This is a genomic window from Pantoea sp. AS-PWVM4, assembly GCF_000468095.1.
Classification (GTDB): Bacteria; Pseudomonadota; Gammaproteobacteria; order Enterobacterales; family Enterobacteriaceae; genus Pantoea; species Pantoea phytobeneficialis.
Genome location: NZ_ASZC01000007.1, coordinates 238,305 through 257,514, shown reverse-complemented (window position 1 = coordinate 257,514; position 19,210 = coordinate 238,305). Strand labels below are relative to the sequence as shown.

General features: G+C 49.5%; 11 protein-coding genes. 6 read left to right on the top strand and 5 right to left on the bottom strand.

Annotated features, from left to right (window positions below; genetic code table 11):
* The 6 genes from L579_RS23280 to L579_RS09530 form a co-directional block, all read left to right on the top strand.
* Positions 1 to 159 (top strand): YdgH/BhsA/McbA-like domain containing protein (locus tag L579_RS23280; protein WP_071783573.1); only part of this gene is annotated, 159 nt, incomplete at its 5' end.
* Positions 160 to 778: 619 nt separating this feature from the next.
* A complete protein-coding gene (locus tag L579_RS09550; protein WP_235056582.1) occupies positions 779 to 1,591 on the top strand; it encodes a TonB family protein in 813 nt (270 codons plus the stop codon).
* A gap of 20 nt (positions 1,592 to 1,611) precedes the next feature.
* Positions 1,612 to 4,179 (top strand): TonB-dependent receptor plug domain-containing protein, encoded by a 2,568-nt coding sequence (locus tag L579_RS09545; protein ID WP_036626184.1) that lies wholly within the window; start codon positions 1,612 to 1,614, stop codon positions 4,177 to 4,179.
* Between the two features lie 78 nt (positions 4,180 to 4,257).
* Complete coding sequence (locus L579_RS09540) at positions 4,258 to 7,029, top strand: M16 family metallopeptidase (RefSeq protein ID WP_021184043.1); 2,772 nt, start codon at positions 4,258 to 4,260, stop codon at positions 7,027 to 7,029.
* A complete protein-coding gene (locus tag L579_RS09535; RefSeq protein WP_021184042.1) occupies positions 7,029 to 8,720 on the top strand; it encodes an ABC transporter ATP-binding protein/permease in 1,692 nt (563 codons plus the stop codon). Before L579_RS09540 ends, L579_RS09535 begins: the two co-directional genes overlap by 1 nt.
* 118 nt (positions 8,721 to 8,838) lie before the next feature.
* A complete protein-coding gene (locus tag L579_RS09530; RefSeq protein WP_021184041.1) occupies positions 8,839 to 9,231 on the top strand; it encodes a nuclear transport factor 2 family protein in 393 nt (130 codons plus the stop codon).
* 88 nt (positions 9,232 to 9,319) lie between these two features.
* Here L579_RS09530 and L579_RS09525 read toward each other — a convergent pair whose 3' ends face one another.
* The 5 genes from L579_RS09525 to L579_RS09505 form a co-directional block, all read right to left on the bottom strand.
* Entirely contained in the window at positions 9,320 to 9,928 is a 609-nt protein-coding gene (locus L579_RS09525) for a hypothetical protein (protein ID WP_235056581.1), read from the bottom strand.
* 615 nt (positions 9,929 to 10,543) lie between these two features.
* Positions 10,544 to 11,674 (bottom strand): HNH endonuclease signature motif containing protein, encoded by a 1,131-nt coding sequence (locus tag L579_RS09520; RefSeq protein WP_021184040.1) that lies wholly within the window; start codon positions 11,672 to 11,674, stop codon positions 10,544 to 10,546.
* A gap of 107 nt (positions 11,675 to 11,781) precedes the next feature.
* The gene (locus L579_RS09515) at positions 11,782 to 14,823 is read right to left on the bottom strand and encodes a hypothetical protein (protein ID WP_152521881.1); all 3,042 of its coding nucleotides are present in this window, start codon (positions 14,821 to 14,823) and stop codon (positions 11,782 to 11,784) included.
* Between the two features lie 102 nt (positions 14,824 to 14,925).
* Positions 14,926 to 17,874, bottom strand: coding sequence for an autotransporter family protein (locus tag L579_RS09510; protein ID WP_235056580.1), 2,949 nt, complete (start codon positions 17,872 to 17,874; stop codon positions 14,926 to 14,928).
* A 750-nt stretch (positions 17,875 to 18,624) separates the two neighbouring features.
* Complete coding sequence (locus L579_RS09505; protein WP_036626174.1) at positions 18,625 to 19,197, bottom strand: hypothetical protein; 573 nt, start codon at positions 19,195 to 19,197, stop codon at positions 18,625 to 18,627.
* Positions 19,198 to 19,210 lie beyond the last annotated feature (13 nt).

Here is a 19,210-nt window from a genome sequence, read left to right as displayed (position 1 = left end):
GCAGCCAGCTTCGCGCAGAGTATCTCTGTCACCTCTTCAACGCTGGACGGTGCAGAAGCCAAAATTGCTGCACAGGCCGCACAGCAGGGTGCGCAGTATAAAATCACTGAAGCGAACACCAATAACCGTGTTCACATGACCGCAGAACTGTACAAATAACGGATGGTCGTACAGGGACGTGCCGGAAGAGGTCGCCGCAAGGCGGCCTTTTTCGCATCTGGAGACTGGACAGTTGAGCGATAAATCGCGCCGCTACGAATCAGTGACAAAAAAGCACCATAAAAGGTGCCTGTTTTTCATCTGTGACCCATCCTGATTGGGTGAATACTCATTTACTCCAAAACTCACTTTTACTAGTTTTCTGATGCTCGACCACCATCAGCTTTCCCTGCACGTTATGTGGGCAGGGACGCCAGTCAGGCAGTTCTGAGCGATACCAACCCAAATATCTCAAAAGCACGTCCATCGTATACCTGTGGAACAACGTCAGGTGTCCGGAGCATAGCGCTCCATGACGCTCATGCTAACGCCCAAAAATCGTAAGAATCAGAAAATTTTCACACTTAATTGATAATGAAATTGTAAATCACTCTCATTATTGTTAGTGTTCGTATCAAATTTTTACAACTTTCATCTGCCATAGTGCAACTGGGGACGTATCGGGGATCCTGGCATTGAGTCACCGGTTAAAAACTGTCTGAGGCAAGTGTAAACGCCGTACATTTTAGGGTGGGGAAGGGTTTTGCTTACATTTGGATCCTCTGCGAAGTCTTCAGGGATGGCTGGATTTTTAACTCAGTCCCCCTGGTCCTTGTATCGCAAAACATTCCCTGTTTTCTCCTCTGTTGCTGTTCATCTCCTGCTGTTGGTGTTACTGGCGAGTTTCCGAAATACGCCCTTGCCGCTAACTAACGAGGCCGGTAAGACAGGAAATGAAATCTCAGTCGTAAATTTAAATCAGCCGATGCTGCCGGTAGCGACGCCTGTGCTTTCATCGCCAGAAGAGCAAGTGGTATTGCCCAAAACCGTCGTCGTCGACAAGGCAGATATTGTTGTTGAAAGGAAGAATGTCACCTCGCAGAAGCCACCGGTAACAAAAGCGACCACGGTTGACAACCAACCGGCCAGACCACGCCCGGTGGTGAAACCGATCTTGCTGCCAGCGTCTCCCGATAAGCATCAGCAGACTGAGCTTGCGCAACAAACAACATTATCCAGTTCTTCTTCCGCTCCTGTTAACGCTGGCAGCGGTGGAAATGTTGCTGCTGGTGGAGAGAGTACTTCTGGTCATGCTGCGAAGGGCGCAGGGAATGAAACGACGACAAGGGTGCGGGCGCTGAACCGTCGCGTCAATTATCCCGCCCGTGCCCGCTCTATGGGGGTTGAGGGCAGAGTGAAGGTGCAGTTTGACATTAGCGCGTCCGGAACAATAAAAAATATTCAAATTCTGGCTGAAGATCCTGCGGGTGTATTTAGCAGCGATCTGCGGCGGGATATTACACGCTGGCGATATGACATTACTGGTGAAGTTAAAAACCAGATTGTTACCGTTATTTATAAGTTAGATGGGCGTATTCAGGTCATAAACTGAATTTCACTTCTGGGAAAATCATGAAAATAACAGGCTGTATAATTATACCGCTTAGCATTTTTGCTATGCCAACGGTAGCGGACACCAATACCGTAATTCAGGACGTAAACACCACCACAGAAGAATCAGCTGCTGAGCAGATAGATGATTCCGGTGATACGATTATTGTTCGTTCTGCACCTACCAGTCAGACGATGGGGACGCAGGTTATTAACGCCGAACAGATCGCGCGTTATCCCACGGGTAATGGCACCATCACCGAGTTACTGAAACATAATCCGAATGTACGATTCGCCAATAATACAGACTCCAGTAATAACCCTGGCGAAATTGCTCCCGAGAATGTCTCATTTCACGGCGAGAAGTTTTACAACAACAATTTTATGATTGACGGTCTTTCCAACAACAACACTGTCAATCCCGGCAACAAAAACGGCGACCTCAGTGATGATCCAGATGGTTACAGCCCAATTGACCTGCCATCGGGTGGTACACAATCATTCTGGATAAACTCAGAGCTGGTGGACAAACTCGAGGTTTTTGACAGCAACGTCGCTGCCAAATACGGTGATTTCACCGGAGGAGTGGTGGATGCACGTCTTAAAGATGCCAACCTTGAACGGGCATCTGGTCGTGTGTCCTGGCGCAGCACCCGAGATAGCTGGACGCGTTATCATATTGATGAGTCAAAACGTGAAAGTTTTGAGGAAGCGACTTCGCAAGCTAATCAACCTAAGTTCACCAAGAACTTTTATTCTGTCAGTGTTAATCAGCCCCTGAATGACAGTGCAGGTTTGATCTTTTCCTACAACCGTCAGGAATCAAAAATTCCGATGTACCATTCCAACCTGGATATGTGGACTAACCAGGAGCGAATTTCGGAAACCTATTTATTAAAAGGTACCTGGTTTGCGGATAATGGTGATATTTTCCGCATGACCGGAATGTATGCGCCGCATAAGTCAACTTATTATAAAGTTGATGTAAAGAATGGTGGCTTTACTAACAATGGTGGTGGTTATCGTGCCAATTTAGAATGGGAGCATTTTGCCCCGTGGGGTAAAATTACCAGTCTGGCAGGTTATCAGTTTGAACAAAACAAAATCGAACAAGAAGCCAGTACTTATCAAAGCTGGTACCATTTTAATAACAGTAGAAACTTTACCTCGGATGCGATTACCTGGGGGAGTACTTCAGGTTCAAGTACTCAGTTAGGTAATCTGGGCGGCTACGGTACCTTTGGTACCGATAAAACGACGACGACCCTCAAACAAGATGCTGAGTTCACGCCATTCTCTGCTCTTGGGATCACTCATCAACTCGATGCAGGCTGGCAAACCGATCTCTATCAGGCGAGATATCGTCGTTTTGGTGATGCCGCGTTGAGCCGTGGAGTCGCGACGATAGACACCAGCGTTGTCTGCCAGGCAGGTGATGACTTTTGTATTGATGGTGAGCAATATTTCAAAAGCAGAACGGTCTACCCGGCGCGCACGGTTGAGGGGAACTACACCAACTATGCGCTCTATCTTCAGGACAGTATGCTTTACAAGCGACTTGAAATTACCCCTGGGGTACGACTTCAGTATGATGACTTCCTGAAAAACCTGACTGTTGCACCACGCTTTGCCACCTCACTGGATGTGTTTGGTGACCGCAGCACCCGCCTGTTTGGTGGTGCCAACCGTTACTACGGTCAGAACCTGCTGACATACAAACTGCGTTCAGGGATCAGTGCCAATATTGTCCAGACCCGTGCGGATGCCAACAGCCCGTGGGTCGGTGATACTACCAAATACAGCACCTACGATTACGACATCTCCGATCTGAAAACGCCTTACAGCGATGAACTCTCTCTCGGCATTTCTCAGCGTCTGATGGATACCGTGTGGACCGTGAAATGGGTTAACCGTAAAGGACGTGACCAGTTTGGTCGTGACAGATACACGGATACGAACGGTAATAACTACTACATCCTCACGAACAGCGCGAAAACAGAAGGTAACACCTGGTCTCTGACCGCGCAGCCAATCAGTCCGTATCACTTCGCAGTAGCCGACATTAGCTGGGAACTGGGTGCCAGCATTGTTAAAAATAAATCCAGCTCGCAGACGTATTACGATCAGTCCACCTCTGACGAGAATATGGTGATCTTTAACGGCAAGTTGATGGAAAAAGGTGAGATGGATGCGCTGGACTTCAACACGCCGTGGACTGCCTTTATTAACGTCAATACCTTCTTTCCGGCAGTTAATCTTAACTGGAGCCAGAATCTCGGGTACACGGCAGGCTACTCCGGTTACAGCATCAGTAGTGTGGCTTGTCCGGGTGACAACAGCGCCTGCGGCAGTTACGAAGGCAGCGCCAGTCTGTATGAGAAAACCAAATATAAAGACTACATCACCTACGACTGGCGCTTCGCCTGGTCTCAGCCCACGTTCCAGAATCAATCAATTGAGCTGACGCTCGATGTACTGAACGTTCTTGATAACGTCATTGAAGCGACGCAAACCACCGGTTCTACCTCCAAAACAGTGACCTACAAAACCGGACGGCAGTTCTGGTTTGGTGTCGCTTATAACTGGTAACCCTCCACTTTGCCTCCGGCGGAATGCCGGAGGATTTGTGCTGCGCGCTCGCAGCACCTGATCTAATAAGGAAGAAAAATGTGTAAACGCAGAGGATTGGCAGGGGTCGCACTCTTTCTGCTGGTCTTATCCCAGCCCGTACTGAGTGAAGACGCAAAAACAACGCTGCCGGTGGTGACTGAAGGCGTACTGGATAATGGGCTTCAGTACACTCTGGCACCGATTAAATCAGATGCCGGGCGTATTGATATTCGTCTGAGCGTAGAAGCCGGGTCGCTTGATGAAACTGACGAGCAGTCAGGCGTGGCGCATATGGTCGAACATCTGGTTTTTCGCGGCAGTGACGCCTGGCCTGAGGGCGTTTCGGCGGCACTGGCTAAGAAGGGATGGTCACGCGGTGCTAACTATAACGCGGTAACCAACTACGAACGTACGCAGTTCATGATGAGCCCGCCTGATGGTGTAAAAGGGTTAGATCTGGCCTTACAGGCACTGGCACAGATGACGGCACATGCGCGTATAACGCAGCCTGATCTGGATGATGAACGTAAAGTCATCCTCGAAGAGTGGCGTGGCAAACTCGGTGTGGCAGCCCGCATGAACCAGCAACGCATCGCGGCCTTGCGTGCGGATTCCCCTTATCCCGACCGACCAACCATCGGGAACGTTGAGTCGATTGAGCATACCCCGGCAGCCACGTTGAAAGCCTTTTATCAGCGCTGGTATCACCCGGACAATATGCGCCTCCTGATCATCGGCGATTTTGAACCAGAGAAAGTCAAGGCACTGATTACAAAACATTTTGCCGGGTTGCCCGCCATTGCCGTGCCGGTCCGTCAGGAAAGCCAATACAACCAGCAGCTGAAAAAACAGTTTCGAGTGATCCATCTACAGGACTCGGAAAGCGGTGGTAGCCAGGTCTCGTGGGTAAACCGTTTTGATGAAAAACAGATGCAGGGTACCGAAGGGTATCGGGATCGCCTCATCAACCAAATCACCCTCACTGTGCTGAGCCGTCAGCTCAAACGTCAGCAAAGTGCCTTGCCAGACTCCATTGGCAATATTGTTGCGCGGAAATCCGAAACCGGCCGCTCTACCGTCGCGTTTGGCCTGTTTGTTGATGTGATGCCGGGTGACTTTCAACTGGGCCTGGCAACGTTGATTCGCGAACGCGAACGCTTAATGCGTTATGGACTGAGTGTCGATGACTTTGCACGGGTGAAGAGCGACATCCTCGATGCGGCAAAGCGGCTGGAAGAAAAACCGGAAAACCGGACTTTCTCTGAGTGGGTGCAGACCCTGGCTATTGCGTGGCAGCAGAACCAGCCTTATGCCGACGCGCAACAGCGCGGAGTCCGGGCGGTGGCAGAACTTAAAACCATCGACATGGCCGACATCAACACTCGCCTGAATACGTGGTTACAGGCCACGGATCAACTGGTGCAGTTCAGCGTACCGGGAAGGTATGTTTACAGTGTGCCGTTGCCTTCTGAAATTCAGCGGATGGTGACGACGATCGCCGGTGAGCCATTAACTCCGGTAGCGAAGGAAAAAACATCGGTCTCAGTCCCGTTACCTGAACACGATACCTCGGGTAAACGCACATCCGTGAAAAATTTCCCGACAGAGTCGGTGCAGGAGTGGCGGCTCAGTAATGGCGACCGCGTGGTCTGGATGAAAACCCCGTTGGCCAAAGACCGCATATGGTTCCAGGCACAAAGCGAGGCGGGCTATCTGGGCCGTGGGCTGAACGCCTGGCAGGCACAGCTGGCTGCACAACTGGCAGGATTTGGTGCACCGACCGGCTGGACCGATGACGGTTATGTGCAATGGAAACGGGACCAGGAGCTTTGGCTGAATATCAGTCAGCAACCGGACACACTGGAAGTGACCGGAAGTGCACCTTACAAGCGATTGGACAGCCTGTTGCACGCGTATCAGCTACTTCATACTGATAATCATATGAATGCTGCCTCGCTGAAAAGCAGCGTAATGATGTTGGCGCGCCGACGGCTTATGCAGGAAGGTTCGTTGTTTGCACTCCGCCAAATGGAGGTGACGGAATTGCGCTATGGCGGCCCGGCACTTGAACTGCCAGATGCAACACAGCTGTCGGCCCTTAATTCTGAGCAACTGACAACGCAGTGGAAAAAAATCAGCGCGGCACCGGTGACTTACTTTGTGATGGCCAATCTTCCCGAAGCCACCCTCAGACAGGCTGTTGAACGGTATCTGGCGGGCATTAAACGCGGAGCCGGATTGCCTGCCGAACCTTATCTCGCTTTGCCCGGACATCGAGAACGACGTAGTCAACTCAACAAAGAGCCGAAAGCCGAGGTGAGGTTGTGGAGTTTCAGCAACGAAGTCTGGTCACCGGAACGGGCAGCCCAGGTCAGCATCGCCAAAAATCTTGTCAACCGTCATCTGAAGAACGTTTTGCGCGATGATGCCCGTGGGATCTACAGCCTGAGTTTAGAAACCGTACTCAACGATAAAACCAACCGTATTGAAACCGAACTGCGTTTCAGTACCTCTCCTGAACGTGCTGCGGAACTGGTTCAGATCGCCAAAAAAGCGTTTAAGAATGCTGACAGCCAGATAAATGATCGCACCGTGCAGGAAATGAAGGCTTCGTTCCAGCGTGCAGAGACCTCACGGCAGCATGATTACTACACCCTACAGCGACGTCTGATACTGAGTTATCGCCATTATGATAATCCAGGCTATCTCTCCCGCGTGTCATCACTGGATAAAGCCATCACGACAGACGGTGTGCGTGCGGTCGCATCGCGTATTTACAACCCGGACAATCTGGTGATTTACACGGTTCTGCCGCAAGAGACGAAATAATGAAGAAGAAACTGGCCACGGTGTGGCAACTCAGCCGGGCGTTCTGGGGTGGCAAGCAGAGCTGGAGTGCATGGTTAATTCTGGCCGTCATTCTGAGCCTGGGGGGATCGATCGTCTGGCTGAACGTGTTGATCAACGACTGGAGCAAATCCTTCTATGATGCGCTGGGTGAGTTTGATGGTGCAAAGGTCTACAGCCTGGTTAAGGAATATTGTGTCTTCATCCTGATTTATATCGGGGTGTTCGTGTACCAGGATTGGTTTACCCGGCTGCTCATTATTCGTTGGCGGAAATCGCTGACGGCCCAGCTTGTGGACAGCTGGCTGGCGAAACAGGCGTACTACCACATGTCGCTCACCGGAAAGGTCGATAACCCGGATCAGCGTATTGCCGAAGACATCAACTTCTTCGTTGATAAGACCATCAGCCTGTTGGTGTCGTTCCTGATCACCAGTGCTCAGCTGTTCTCGTTTGTCTGGATCCTGTGGAAGCTCTCGGGCGTTCAGACCTTCACCCTGTTCGGGCAGGAGTGGGTGATTAGAGGTTATCTGGTCTGGGTTGCGCTGCTTTACACGCTGGTGGGCAGTCTGGTGACCCATCTGATTGGCAAGAAGCTGCATGGCCTGAATTATCAGAAACAACGCGCCGAAGCTGACTTTCGTGCAGCCCTGTTACGTAAGCATGATAACGCGGAGCAAATCGCGCTTTATCAGGGGGAGTCCTGGGAGAAGCAACATCTGAATCGCGCCTTTGGTGCCATCGTACAAAACTGGCGTGCCTTGATGAACGGAGAGCGTAACCTTGGCTTCTTTACCACCGGTTATACTCGTATCAGCCTGATTGTGCCGGTGTTTGCTGCATTGCCCCTGTTTATGGCAAAAACGATCACTCTGGGTGGTCTGATGCAGGTACGTTCCGCTTTTGGTCAGGTTCACGGGGCGCTGAGCTGGTTCATCCGTGTTTATAAGGCCCTGGTAGAATTGTCGGCGAGTATTTCGCGTCTGGAGCAGTTCTCCCAGGCAATCGCGGAGTGCCAGAACAACCGGGACCTCAGTGTGTCGGGTGAAATGACACAGGTAGATAAACTCACGGTTACCACTCCACAGGGAAAAACCCTGTTGTCAGACATGCAATTCGGTTTTCCTGCCGGAAGCTGGAGCAAACTTTCCGGCAGAAGCGGTATCGGGAAATCAACATTGCTGAGAACCCTGTCCGGGGTCTGGCCCTGGTTTGAAGGGCACTGGCAAAGCCAGCAGGGCAAAAGTCTTTTGCTGCCACAACGCGCTTATATCGGACAGGGGACGTTACGGGATGTTCTTTGCTATCCGCAGCCTGCCGATCCAGACTCGGAAAAACTGGTGCGGTATCTCACTAAGACCGGTCTTGGTGAGTGGAGTGGGGCGCTTGATAAGCAGCTCAACTGGGAGCAGGTACTGTCAGGCGGTCAGAAACAACGACTCGCATTTGCCCGCGCATTGCTGTTGAAACCGGACATCTTGTGGCTGGATGAAGCGACCAGCAATCTGGATGCACAGTCGGCGCGGGAGATGCTGCAACTTGTTAAAACCTGGCTGCCGGACTGTACCGTGATTGCAGTAACACACCAGACTGAAATCGATGAGCATTTTGGTCAGCACCTTAATCTGGATAGCGTGGCAGGCGTAATCAGAGCAGAAAAGATGAGGGGCTGACCTGGGCTGAACGTTATGGCCAGTTATCGGTATTCATTGTCCTGTTACGGATACTGTACCGCGCAGCGCTTCCGGTAATCTGCGTCGGTACAACCGTGTTAATCAAGCAGGACAGGATATGAATAAGCAAAGTCAGCTCGTCATTCATGCGTTGCAGGAGATTGTTAGCAATCCACGCCATGATGAGAAAATGATCGCCGCGTATTTCGCCGCAAGCTATCAACAGCAGGTTGACGGAAAATGCCTGGATTATCCGGGCTTTGTCAGCCATATGGCATTGCTAAAAACGCTGACGAGGCAAATGGAGGTGGTGCTGTTAAGCGTTGTAGCTGAAAGAGATACGGTGTTCACTCACCATCGCGTGCAGGTGGAAAAATGCGATGAAACAAAAAGTGAAATAGAGGTGATGGCACGATTTACCCTGGAAGCGGATCGGATTATTCGTTGTGTAGAGTTAACCCGGCTGGTCAGCGGAAATAAGCAGGATCATGATCTGGGTAGCAGAAGTTAATACCTGAACATAAACTTTGTCTAAGCGCTATGTATTGAGAAATAATGCCTGAGGGCCGTATAAAAGTCCCTCAGGGAATGTGATAGGACTATGAACAAAATCTTGCAACATAGTTATAATAGCGTAAACGATGTTCATCCACATAAGAGTCACTATTGTCGGCCACATTGCCAGTTGTTGATATGGTATTCCCAGAAATATACAAGGGGATGCCATCATCGGTTATGGCACTAAAAATTCCTGCATGGTCACCTAAGTTCTTGCCATTTCCGAGAGTAGGATAATCAACTCTCAATACAATATCTCCGATCCTGACATTGTTTATTGGGACCAGTCTACCCAGTAGTTGTGCTTGCGTGAAGAAATCTCTAACGCTGGTCGTCATCGGAACTCCGGCTATTCCTGCCTGTTCATGGCACCAACAAACAAAAGCCATGCACCAGGCTTTCCCCGGATCGGCACCAACAGCTTTAAGATACTGATCCACTTTAGGGCCGGAGTTGCTATCCAGAGGGTTTTCAGCTTCACCAATCTGCATTCTGGTCCAGGACATTAAATCATTAACGTCAGGCATATTGATCTCCAAAGCTAAAAAATTATTAGTAAGTTGATATCCCATATGCGGGAAATTATTTTGCGTTAAATGTGCAAAGGCATTCGCGTGTAAATCATTAGAAAAGAGACCAGCCAATTTCACTGTCGGTAGCCTTGGCAAGTACTGCCATCGCCGCATTCAATGCATTATTATGTTACCCAGGCCTTCAATATCGAATAATATGCCCTGTGCAGCGGCTCGGCTAAAATTTCTACATCTCAAGAACTATGATGATCCGGGTATGACAGGAACTATTTTAAAACGATGTCAGGACGATCATTTAATTTTTTGAGCGTTAGTTAATTAACGATAGCGGTGTTTTTCGTTAGTGCAAGTTCTGACGTGTCGGAGATTATAAATTGATGGTTAATATTTTAGAGGCCGTTATTTTTCGATAGTTATGCCTTTTAAATATTGCAAGCTAGCATGTTATACTGACACTTAAGACACGGTCTCTTAAAAGCATTCAATAACAAAATAAGATGTTATTCACAATTTCCAGAGAGTATGGATAGTTGTGTTGTAACCTTCATATTGACTGCCACTTCCATATGCATTTCAAAAGAATAATTTCATGATTTTAATCAATTACATGCATGAAAACCACTTCGCATAACAAAAACCCTACGCGTTAACCCCAGATGCTTGAGTCATCCGGGGTTATGAATAATCTTTTTTTGATCACCAGAGTATTAAGCGAAGCGCTTTACCTCTTCGTTACTCCTCTATTTCCATAGTCTTACTTTTGTTTTTTCTTGCTCTTATCGCTACTTCAGATTCTTTGATGAATTTATTGATTTCACCTTCTGTTGGTCGCTTGTAGAGATGGAGGTTGAGTAATTTTTTCTGTATCTCATGCGCCCTGAGAATCGTTTGCTCCTTGCTTAACGTCGGGTGCCAACCTGCGCTTTCAATTCCAGGCCATCCTCTCTCAATTCGTTCTTCAATGCGTGAAACTAAAAAACTTTCCGTGATGATATTATCCGATTTTGCACCGTTACATCCGCGGCAGACTGCAAGTAAGTTGTAATCTGTATTATTTATTAGACAGTTACGTCCTTTCAAACGGGAATCGATATGGTCTATCTGAAAAGCCATATCCTGATAAACACCGAGGCAATAAAAGCAGAGTCGGCCTGTCCAGTTATTTAAGTCGGCTCTGAGTTGATGGTTTACCAACTCTTCGAAGACCTGATGTGCCTTGAATGGCATACCTGATCCCGGCGCGCGCCAGGCACGGATTTGCTTCTCTCCTTCATTCAATAAATTATTTGTCAAAATCCCTTCAGAAAGCGTCATCTCGTTCCATTTCGCGAGATAGCTGAAGAGTTTTTTGTCTCCCTGTGGCATATATACTGACATGATCTCCCAGGCCAGCTGGGTTTTCCGTTCAAGATGAGACAGGTCTGACAGTGCCGGACGATGAAATTCTATTGCATCATCCATTGTGGATTTTTTCGGGAAATCATCACCTTTCTCATTATTGCATTTATTGCAACAAATTATCAGGTTGTCAGTGTCATGAAGATATTTTTCGAGTTCTAATTTAATATTGGTGTTGCCATGCAGCCTGTTTCTGTTTTTATAAAGCTGATATCGAAGGAAGATTTGCTTTGGGATAATGTGATCGACTTGAGTTGCATGATGACCGGTGAATTCAAGGCACCAAGGGCACAGAATAACATCAACCTCTTCATTAATGGTTACCTGAGGTAATAAACTTAAAAAATGGTCCCTTACGGCAGGGGCAAAGCCATTCGTTTTCTTATCATCATCCAAATTTTCGGGAAAAGGCTGTAATTCAGCATTCTCATATCTAAATTGGTCTGTGTTTTCTATGAACCGCATATTTCTCCCGAACTATATAAGTACGCAAGTTTCAGCGCCAGGGAACGATCAGCGCTGATTTTGCTGGAATGAGTTACGAGTTAGTACCCAAAAGATATCAACATGAATTATCCCGTGATTCGACGCAGAACCTTCGGCCTTAGCGTTCTGGCTGCCGGATCGTAATCCAGAGCGACACCTCGAATTTTGGTCTTATTCGCTGCTTCCGCATCCATACCAACTGGCACTTTAATTTCATCAATATTCAGTGTCCTGGCACTTTCACTCATTCCTGCCAAACCGAACCAAGGGCCTTTATCAACCAGTTGATACTCAAAGGCGAGGTGTTTTTTTGGACTTTCGTGGACACGCAACCTGATGGCGTATATAGGATCTTCGGGAAGAATCAGGAAACGGTCGTCAACACAGACTTCACCATAGTCATGTAGGAAATCACGATCTTCCTTATCTTTATCTGGTTCGTCCTCCCAGACCTCTGTCGCATTTCCACTTAGCCTCTGAGCGGAAATTTTCATTTTAAGTCGATGGTATTCACCACTGACCAATTTACGGTCCTTACCACGTTTTTCGAGAATGAACTCTATCCCGGTTAAATAACCGTCAACTTTCAGTTCTCTTTTATCGACGGTTTTAACCTTTTCACAGGTCTGCATATTCCCGGAAGGAGTGACAGAGCTGAAGCCGGCGGGAACGATTCCGACAGTGACATCATGATATCGGATAATTTGAGCATCCTTTGCGTCCATACTAACGGGTTGGCCTGTCTCATCTTGTCTGACGGCAGCGTAGAGATAAAACTTATTCGCAGGCACTTCTCCGGTGTAGAACATGTCATCGGTATCACACTTGAGAGCCTCTGCGGAAAGACTTTTCCCCCGTGCGATCACATTCTTCTGTGGATCAAGGGTGAGATACACATCGGATGATTGTGCTGGATTATTGCTACCAATACGGATGGCCGAGACTATCGTCCCGTCTTGTTTGCGATTCCACAGTTGATGTCGTCCACCAATGTCGGGTTGCAGGAGCACTCTGCGTTGTTCTGAACGCCCAAAGCTGTAACCCGTGTCTTCACATCCTTCCACCGACAACACCAGGCCAGTTGGATGAACCAGCTTGCCATAACACTCGTATGCATCAATATTTTTCAGGTCGTCGGGTGTTGCTTCATCAACACGCCACAAGCCAGTGCTTGATGGGGTATTGCCGCGCAGGCGAAATTCAGGCTTACCATTCAATGGTAAGGAGAGGACATAATCAGCGCCGTAAGCGATATTGTGTATTTCTCCGCGACCGGTGAATTCCCACCTTTGATACGGAGAGGAGCCTAATTCACTCAGGCCCGGCAACAATGATTCTTTCTTCGGTTCGATTTTCACTGCCGGGATTTCATCAGTGTCTTTGCCACTATCTTTCTTTACGGTCGGGACAGGTGCTGAAGAGGGAACAGGTTCAAGCACGCTCAGGGCAAATTCTACTGACTTCTTATGGCCTGGGAATCCACTTTTTATCGGTATAGCACTGACGAGATGGCCTTCTGGCGTTACTCGCCACAGCTGCTGACGTGTCCAGTCAAAGAGTTTTGCTGATAATTCGGGATTCTGGGGTGTTTCGCCCTTGAGAGAGAGGCAATGCTGGCTGGCAAGATTTTTTATGATCACATAATCAGGTCTTGCGAGGTAACCCACCTCAGTCTGGTAAGCACCATAAAAGAGGAAGTAGGCGTTACATTCGCCAGTAAGGTGCGACGTGGTATTACTTGAGACATACTGTTTTAACATGTCCCATACCCGTTTGCTCAGTTCCTCACTCAATACTTCAATACTGGGGATGAGTTTTTCACGCTGCACAGCCGCCCATCTTTGGTATTCATACAGGGATTCAGCCCATCGACCGGCTTGTTCGACGACAGTACCTTCGCCGCCGACCGCATGAATGGTGTATGTTTGCGTTTCATCGACATCCTTACTGCGGGTGTCAGTCTGTCTGCCATAATCTGACGAAACGCCTGCTTCCACCGATGCTGACCATGTCTCCACACCGACTTTGACCTTCGCCGCGAAGCTTGTGGTCATAGATGCATCCTTTTCGGTACCGGTTAGCTCCTTTACATCAGTAGCAAACAACCGACCACCCACGAGCGTTTGTGTAGAAACAAAGTGGCCAAAACTTCCCAGTACTTTCACTAATTCTTTGAAGCACTCGGCAACCCCACCTTTAAGCAGGGCCTGGTTACAGGCATATTCGAATTCATCACTGGCGCAGGGTTCAGACTCATCGAATGAGAGTTCAACTTTAGGCAGAAAGAAGTTTGCGGTTGTATAGATCGTTTGCCCTTTAACGCCGCCGTTTTGTGACTCCGCGTTATGGTAGGCACCCGATATGCCAACACCCACGGTGGCCACCGTTCCAGCCGCAACATTGAGTGAAGTTGAGATATTCGTAACCCCATTTTTCTGGACCTGATGCAGGGATTCCGATGAGGTGTAGTAATTCTCGAAATAGCCCGAAAAGTTAGGTTTGCGGTAGAGGAGGGTGGCGACTTTACAAGGCCCCGGATTTGCAGAATCGTGGCGCTTCAGAACTTCCCTGAATCCTGTTTCAACCGGGTTTGACAGGCTGTGATCAATTATGAGTCCTTTATAGAAACCGATTCGGTCAAGCAGATCTTCTCTTTGTGCCAGGTTGAGGTCAAAGAAATCAGTCGCACTTTGGAGTTGCGCGTCGTTTTTAAAGAGTCGGACGAGTTCCTTCTGAGCAAATTGTTGTTTTTCCAAACTTAAACGTTCGAATGTTTCAACAAGGGGTTTGTTTATCTCCGGTGCAGACACCCGGACGGCATTCAAAAGCTGCGAACGACGGTCTTTAGCTTCCTTTTCACGCTGTTCGACAGATTGCTTCTTACTGGCGATTTCCGTCTTCAGTTCTCGTTGTGTTAATTCAATCGCTTCATCTTCATGCGATGTCGCAGTGTTGGGGGCTTTGGAAGAACCGGATGTTTTCATCCCGAGTTCTTGTTTAAGACGTAACACAGCCTCAAGAGCGGCTTGCTGATCTTTTTCGATCTGAGTCTGTGGTTGCTTAGTATCCTGAGGCATGAGCCCGGCTTCTCCATGATGACGTGGTGAGACCCTCTGCAGTTCTGACACAGAGTTCCGCTGTAAAATTTCCAATAACATCCTGCCCTGGATTTCATGCCTCTGAATTCACCGGGCAGGGGTATGCAGCGCTACGCAAATGTTATGCGTAAATCAGAAACCGATATTCACACGCACCATAATCATCTGTGAACGTGTCTGCTGCTCATCCAGTCCGAGTGTGCCCTGGTAGGCGATGCCTGGCGTGATATCGTGCGGGAGCAGAAAATCAATGCCGAACCCCAGAGCCAGCGTCTGGGTGCTCTGCTGATAGAGCGACATGCTCCAGGTATCGTTACCCACATCCGCATAGCCTACGCGCGCTTTGCCGTTGTCATTCATCAGTTTGGCATACTCAAGACGACTCTGAAGTTTCACAAAGCCCCAACGGGTCGGCACGCTGTGTTCGCCGCGCAGACCGGCTCCCGTCACGACCTGTGCAAGCGTCTGAGGTGCGTAGGCGAGGTTGAATACACCAGCATCAGATTCGGCATAGCCATCAAGCCAGGTACGGTAATACTGAATGCGCGCATAGGGTGAGATGAGGCTGTTGGCAGTCCGGAACTCGTAACCTGATGTCAGCGAACTGAAAAACTGACGGCCGGAGCGGCTGCCACGCGCAAATGCATCTGACTCACTCACATAACGTTTGCTGTCGAACTCAAGACTGCTATAACCCAGCAACCCATCAATAAAGAACGCATCCGGGTGCCAGCTGCCATACAGGGCGGAGCTGATTGAGCGTCCGTTTTGCCGAGAACCGGAGTCGCCTACGTCGCTAACGTCGCGGCCAAAGCCAATCCCCATGCCTGCGGTAAAGGATGGCGTGAACCGATAGTCGCTGCCGGTGGTAATACCCACCAGGGTATGGCTGAAACGCACGGCATCGTCTTTATCACTGCCAAAATCGATGTAACCACCGGTCCACCATGACAGGCGGCTGTCCTCACTCTGACGGGCGAAAGGCGTGGCTGGCGGTTGCGGTTGTGCGCGGTCATCCTGATAGTGGCGCTGTTGCTGCCAGGCGCTGGCCCACAGGTCTTTATCGGTATCTCGTTCGGAGCGACTGGTCGGCATGGAGAAATGGATGCCATTGTGCCCGGAAGGGAGACTGGCACCGCTGTGAAGCTGCTCCAGACGATCGTTAAAGTTGCGGATCTGTGCTTTGGCAAAGTTCTGCGCTGCCTGTACCTGTGCGCTGATCAGGCCAATCACGTCAGCATTGCTGGCCGGATTGGGCCGGTCGGCAATGGTCAGGGTGACGGTTGCTGGCTGGGCAGTGCCTGATGCGCTGCTCAGTTCATAGCGAAGTGCAACGGTACCGCTCGCCTGAGCCGCAGCGGTAAACAGTAGCTGATACGTTGCCCCCGAGGACTGGATAGTCGCTGTACCGAGGCTGCTTTGTGGTTGATCGAGCAAACGCGCACCGGTGAAAGGCCCGCCGGTGGCACCCTCAACCAGATTTACCTTCACTGACTGTCCGGCATACAACGAGGCGCTGTGATCAGCAGCCACAGGGACAGCGGCGTTAACGGTCAGCGTATAGGTTGACTGCACGGTTGCCGCGTTCGCGTCAGTTGCGATGAGGGTAAAAGAAGCGTTGCCCGCAGCAGTTGGGGTGCCTTTCAGCTCGCCATTCGCAAAAGTCAGTCCCTGGGGCAATGACCCGTTCAGTTGCCAGCTGTAAGGGGCCGTGCCGCCTGAAACGCTGAAGGTCTGACTGTATGCGGTTCCCGCCGTCGCTGTTGGTAATGTGCCGCTGGCAGGTGACATTGTCAGGCTGGTGGCCGTCACCGTCAGCGATACCGTTGCTTCCTGGGAGGTACCGTATGTGTTGGTTGCACTGTAGGTGAAACTGTCGCTACCGGAATAGCCACTTACTGGGGTGTAGCGGATGCTGGTGCCTGCAACCAGTGCCGTGCCGTGACTGGCCTGACGGACAATTTGCAGGCCGGTGACTGCACCGGCGATTGCCAGAGTGATGCTGTTGTCGCTACTGCCTGAATCCACCGATGCTGTGACATCGTTTGCAACCGGCGCAGTGCCACCTGCGGTGACATTCAGAGTGTAGTTAACCGTGCTGCTGGCACTGTTACTGTCCGTTGCTGTGACCTGGATGCTGAAGCTTCCTGTCTGAGTCGGCGTGCCAGAAATAACACCGGTACTGCTGTTAAGTGTTAACCCTGTTGGCAATCCCGTCGCGCTCCAGCTGTAGGGGGCAGTGCCGCCCGTGGCCGTTAATGTCTGGGACCATGCGCTGTCTGTCGTGGCGGCGGGAAGCGCACCGGCCGCAGGGGAGAACGTGAATGTGGGTGCCGTGACTGTCAGGTCCACGCTGGCATTAGCCGATGTTCCCGCGCTGTTGGTCGCGTTCCAGCTGAAACTGTCGCTGCCAGAATATCCCGCGGTCGGAGTGTAGGTAATGCTGGTTCCCGACGCGGTGGCTGTGCCATGTGCGGGTGCCGAAGCAACGGATACAGAGGTTGCTGTGCCACCACTGGTGGAGAGGGTTATCACGTTATCTGCGCTGTTCGCCGCGACAGTGGCGGTACTGTTGTTTGCCACTACAGCGGCTTCCGCTCGCGTCACATTCAGCGTATAGGATTTGGTTGTGGCGTCCTCGGCCGTAACAACGATGGCAATGGCGGTTGATGCACCTGCTGTCAGACTGATGGCGGCAGAAGCAGAACCTGATGTCACTGCGGTGCCATTCACCGTGACCGTTGCATTGGAATCGGTGGTGGTCGGGGTAACGGTGATGGTGGAGACACTGTTGGCTACGGATGCGCTATAGCTGGTTGTACCGGCACTGAAGGAGGGAGAAAGTGTACCATCCGAAAGTGCCAGGCTGCTCAATGTTGCATCGCTGGACGGAGTTGCTGCCGTACCGGAGCAGGTAACAACAAAATTGCTGAATTGACCATGTGATGTGGTCAGCCTCAGACGAACACCATCGGTTGAGAGGGTTCCCGCCATATAACTCAACGTCACGGTATGCGCAGAGTTGCTGATTGACGATGAGGCATAGTAGTTCTGGAATGAGGTTTCCTCGTAATCAGTCATACCAAAACTATCGGAGGAAGATGGGTCTCCATTATATGCGCCACCGCTATCGGTGACGGAAACCGATAGCGTATCGCCAGCATCAAACTCTGATGCAGGATAAGCATTTGTTATGTAATTCAGTGACGTTGAACCGGACAGCGCGTTGAGTGCGGTACAACCGGTGGAGAGCGCAAAAGCGGAGGTGAGCGTGGATATGAAAAGTATGAGAAAAGTGAATACCCAGCCCACTGCCCGTTGCAGCCTTTCAACGTAACGCATCATCATTCACCCTGATTATTGAATATTTTTTATATTAATTAAGATTAATCTTATTCAATACAATTATCATGAAAGTGTGGCGAGTGATAGCTGAGAGTGGCGGCTTTTTTTCCTTCAATTCACGGGATTGCAGAAATCTGCCAGGTGTCATGGGTAGGCATAAAGTTACTGTGGTTTATTAATTCATCTTATGTGTGGGGGGTGTACTTAGCCGTAAATATTGCTGGCTAATTTAAGTGTTGGAATGTGGTGCTACTTATCAACATAAGACTGAAATTTATATCTGCATAGAGGGATTAAGTGCAGTGGACTTTAATTGGTGTTTTTAACTTATCATCTGCTTTACTTCGTATCATCGGCGAAGCCAGCTCACTGCATCATCGACGAAATATTGCGCGCCGGAGCAGTAATCCACTAAGACTCCATCGGCAAGTTTAGCTATACAGCTCGCTGTTGCTAATGATACGAACACATTTCTGCTTATCTGATTCACATATAGATAAACTCATATTTTACGATGTAAGTTCCAATGTTATTAACACGCGCTGTTACCCATACTCCCGTCATTCCTTGCTTGCGGTGGCTGTGCAAATACTCTTTGCTTGTACAAAGTTGTATCCATCTGGAGGTGTTCTGATCCTTGAGCCAGATCCCAGCTTCACAGTGCCCATGCTTGCCTCTTGACGGCCCCGGAAAGACGACTTCATATTCAGATTCATAGCCAATCACTTTATCCGGGAAGAGATAAACATAGACATCATAACAGTTTAAGCTCAGAGCAAATCCCAGACAAAAACCACCTATGAATGCATTAAAAAGATATTTTAATGTCTTATTAAAAGTACGCTTATACAAAGCATGCAAAAAGAAGACGCCACCAATGAACAGGCCAATTGAAATATACGTAATCCATTCCGGAACCGACTTTTGTAAAATGGTGTTATGGGAAAGGCTTGACGCCCACAACGTATACCAGAACCAGCCGCCTGTGATGAGGCATGCCACGGCTATAGAGAACCATTTCCTACATTTATTTTCGAAATAAATGCTATTACTCACCATTTTAGTCTCTTAT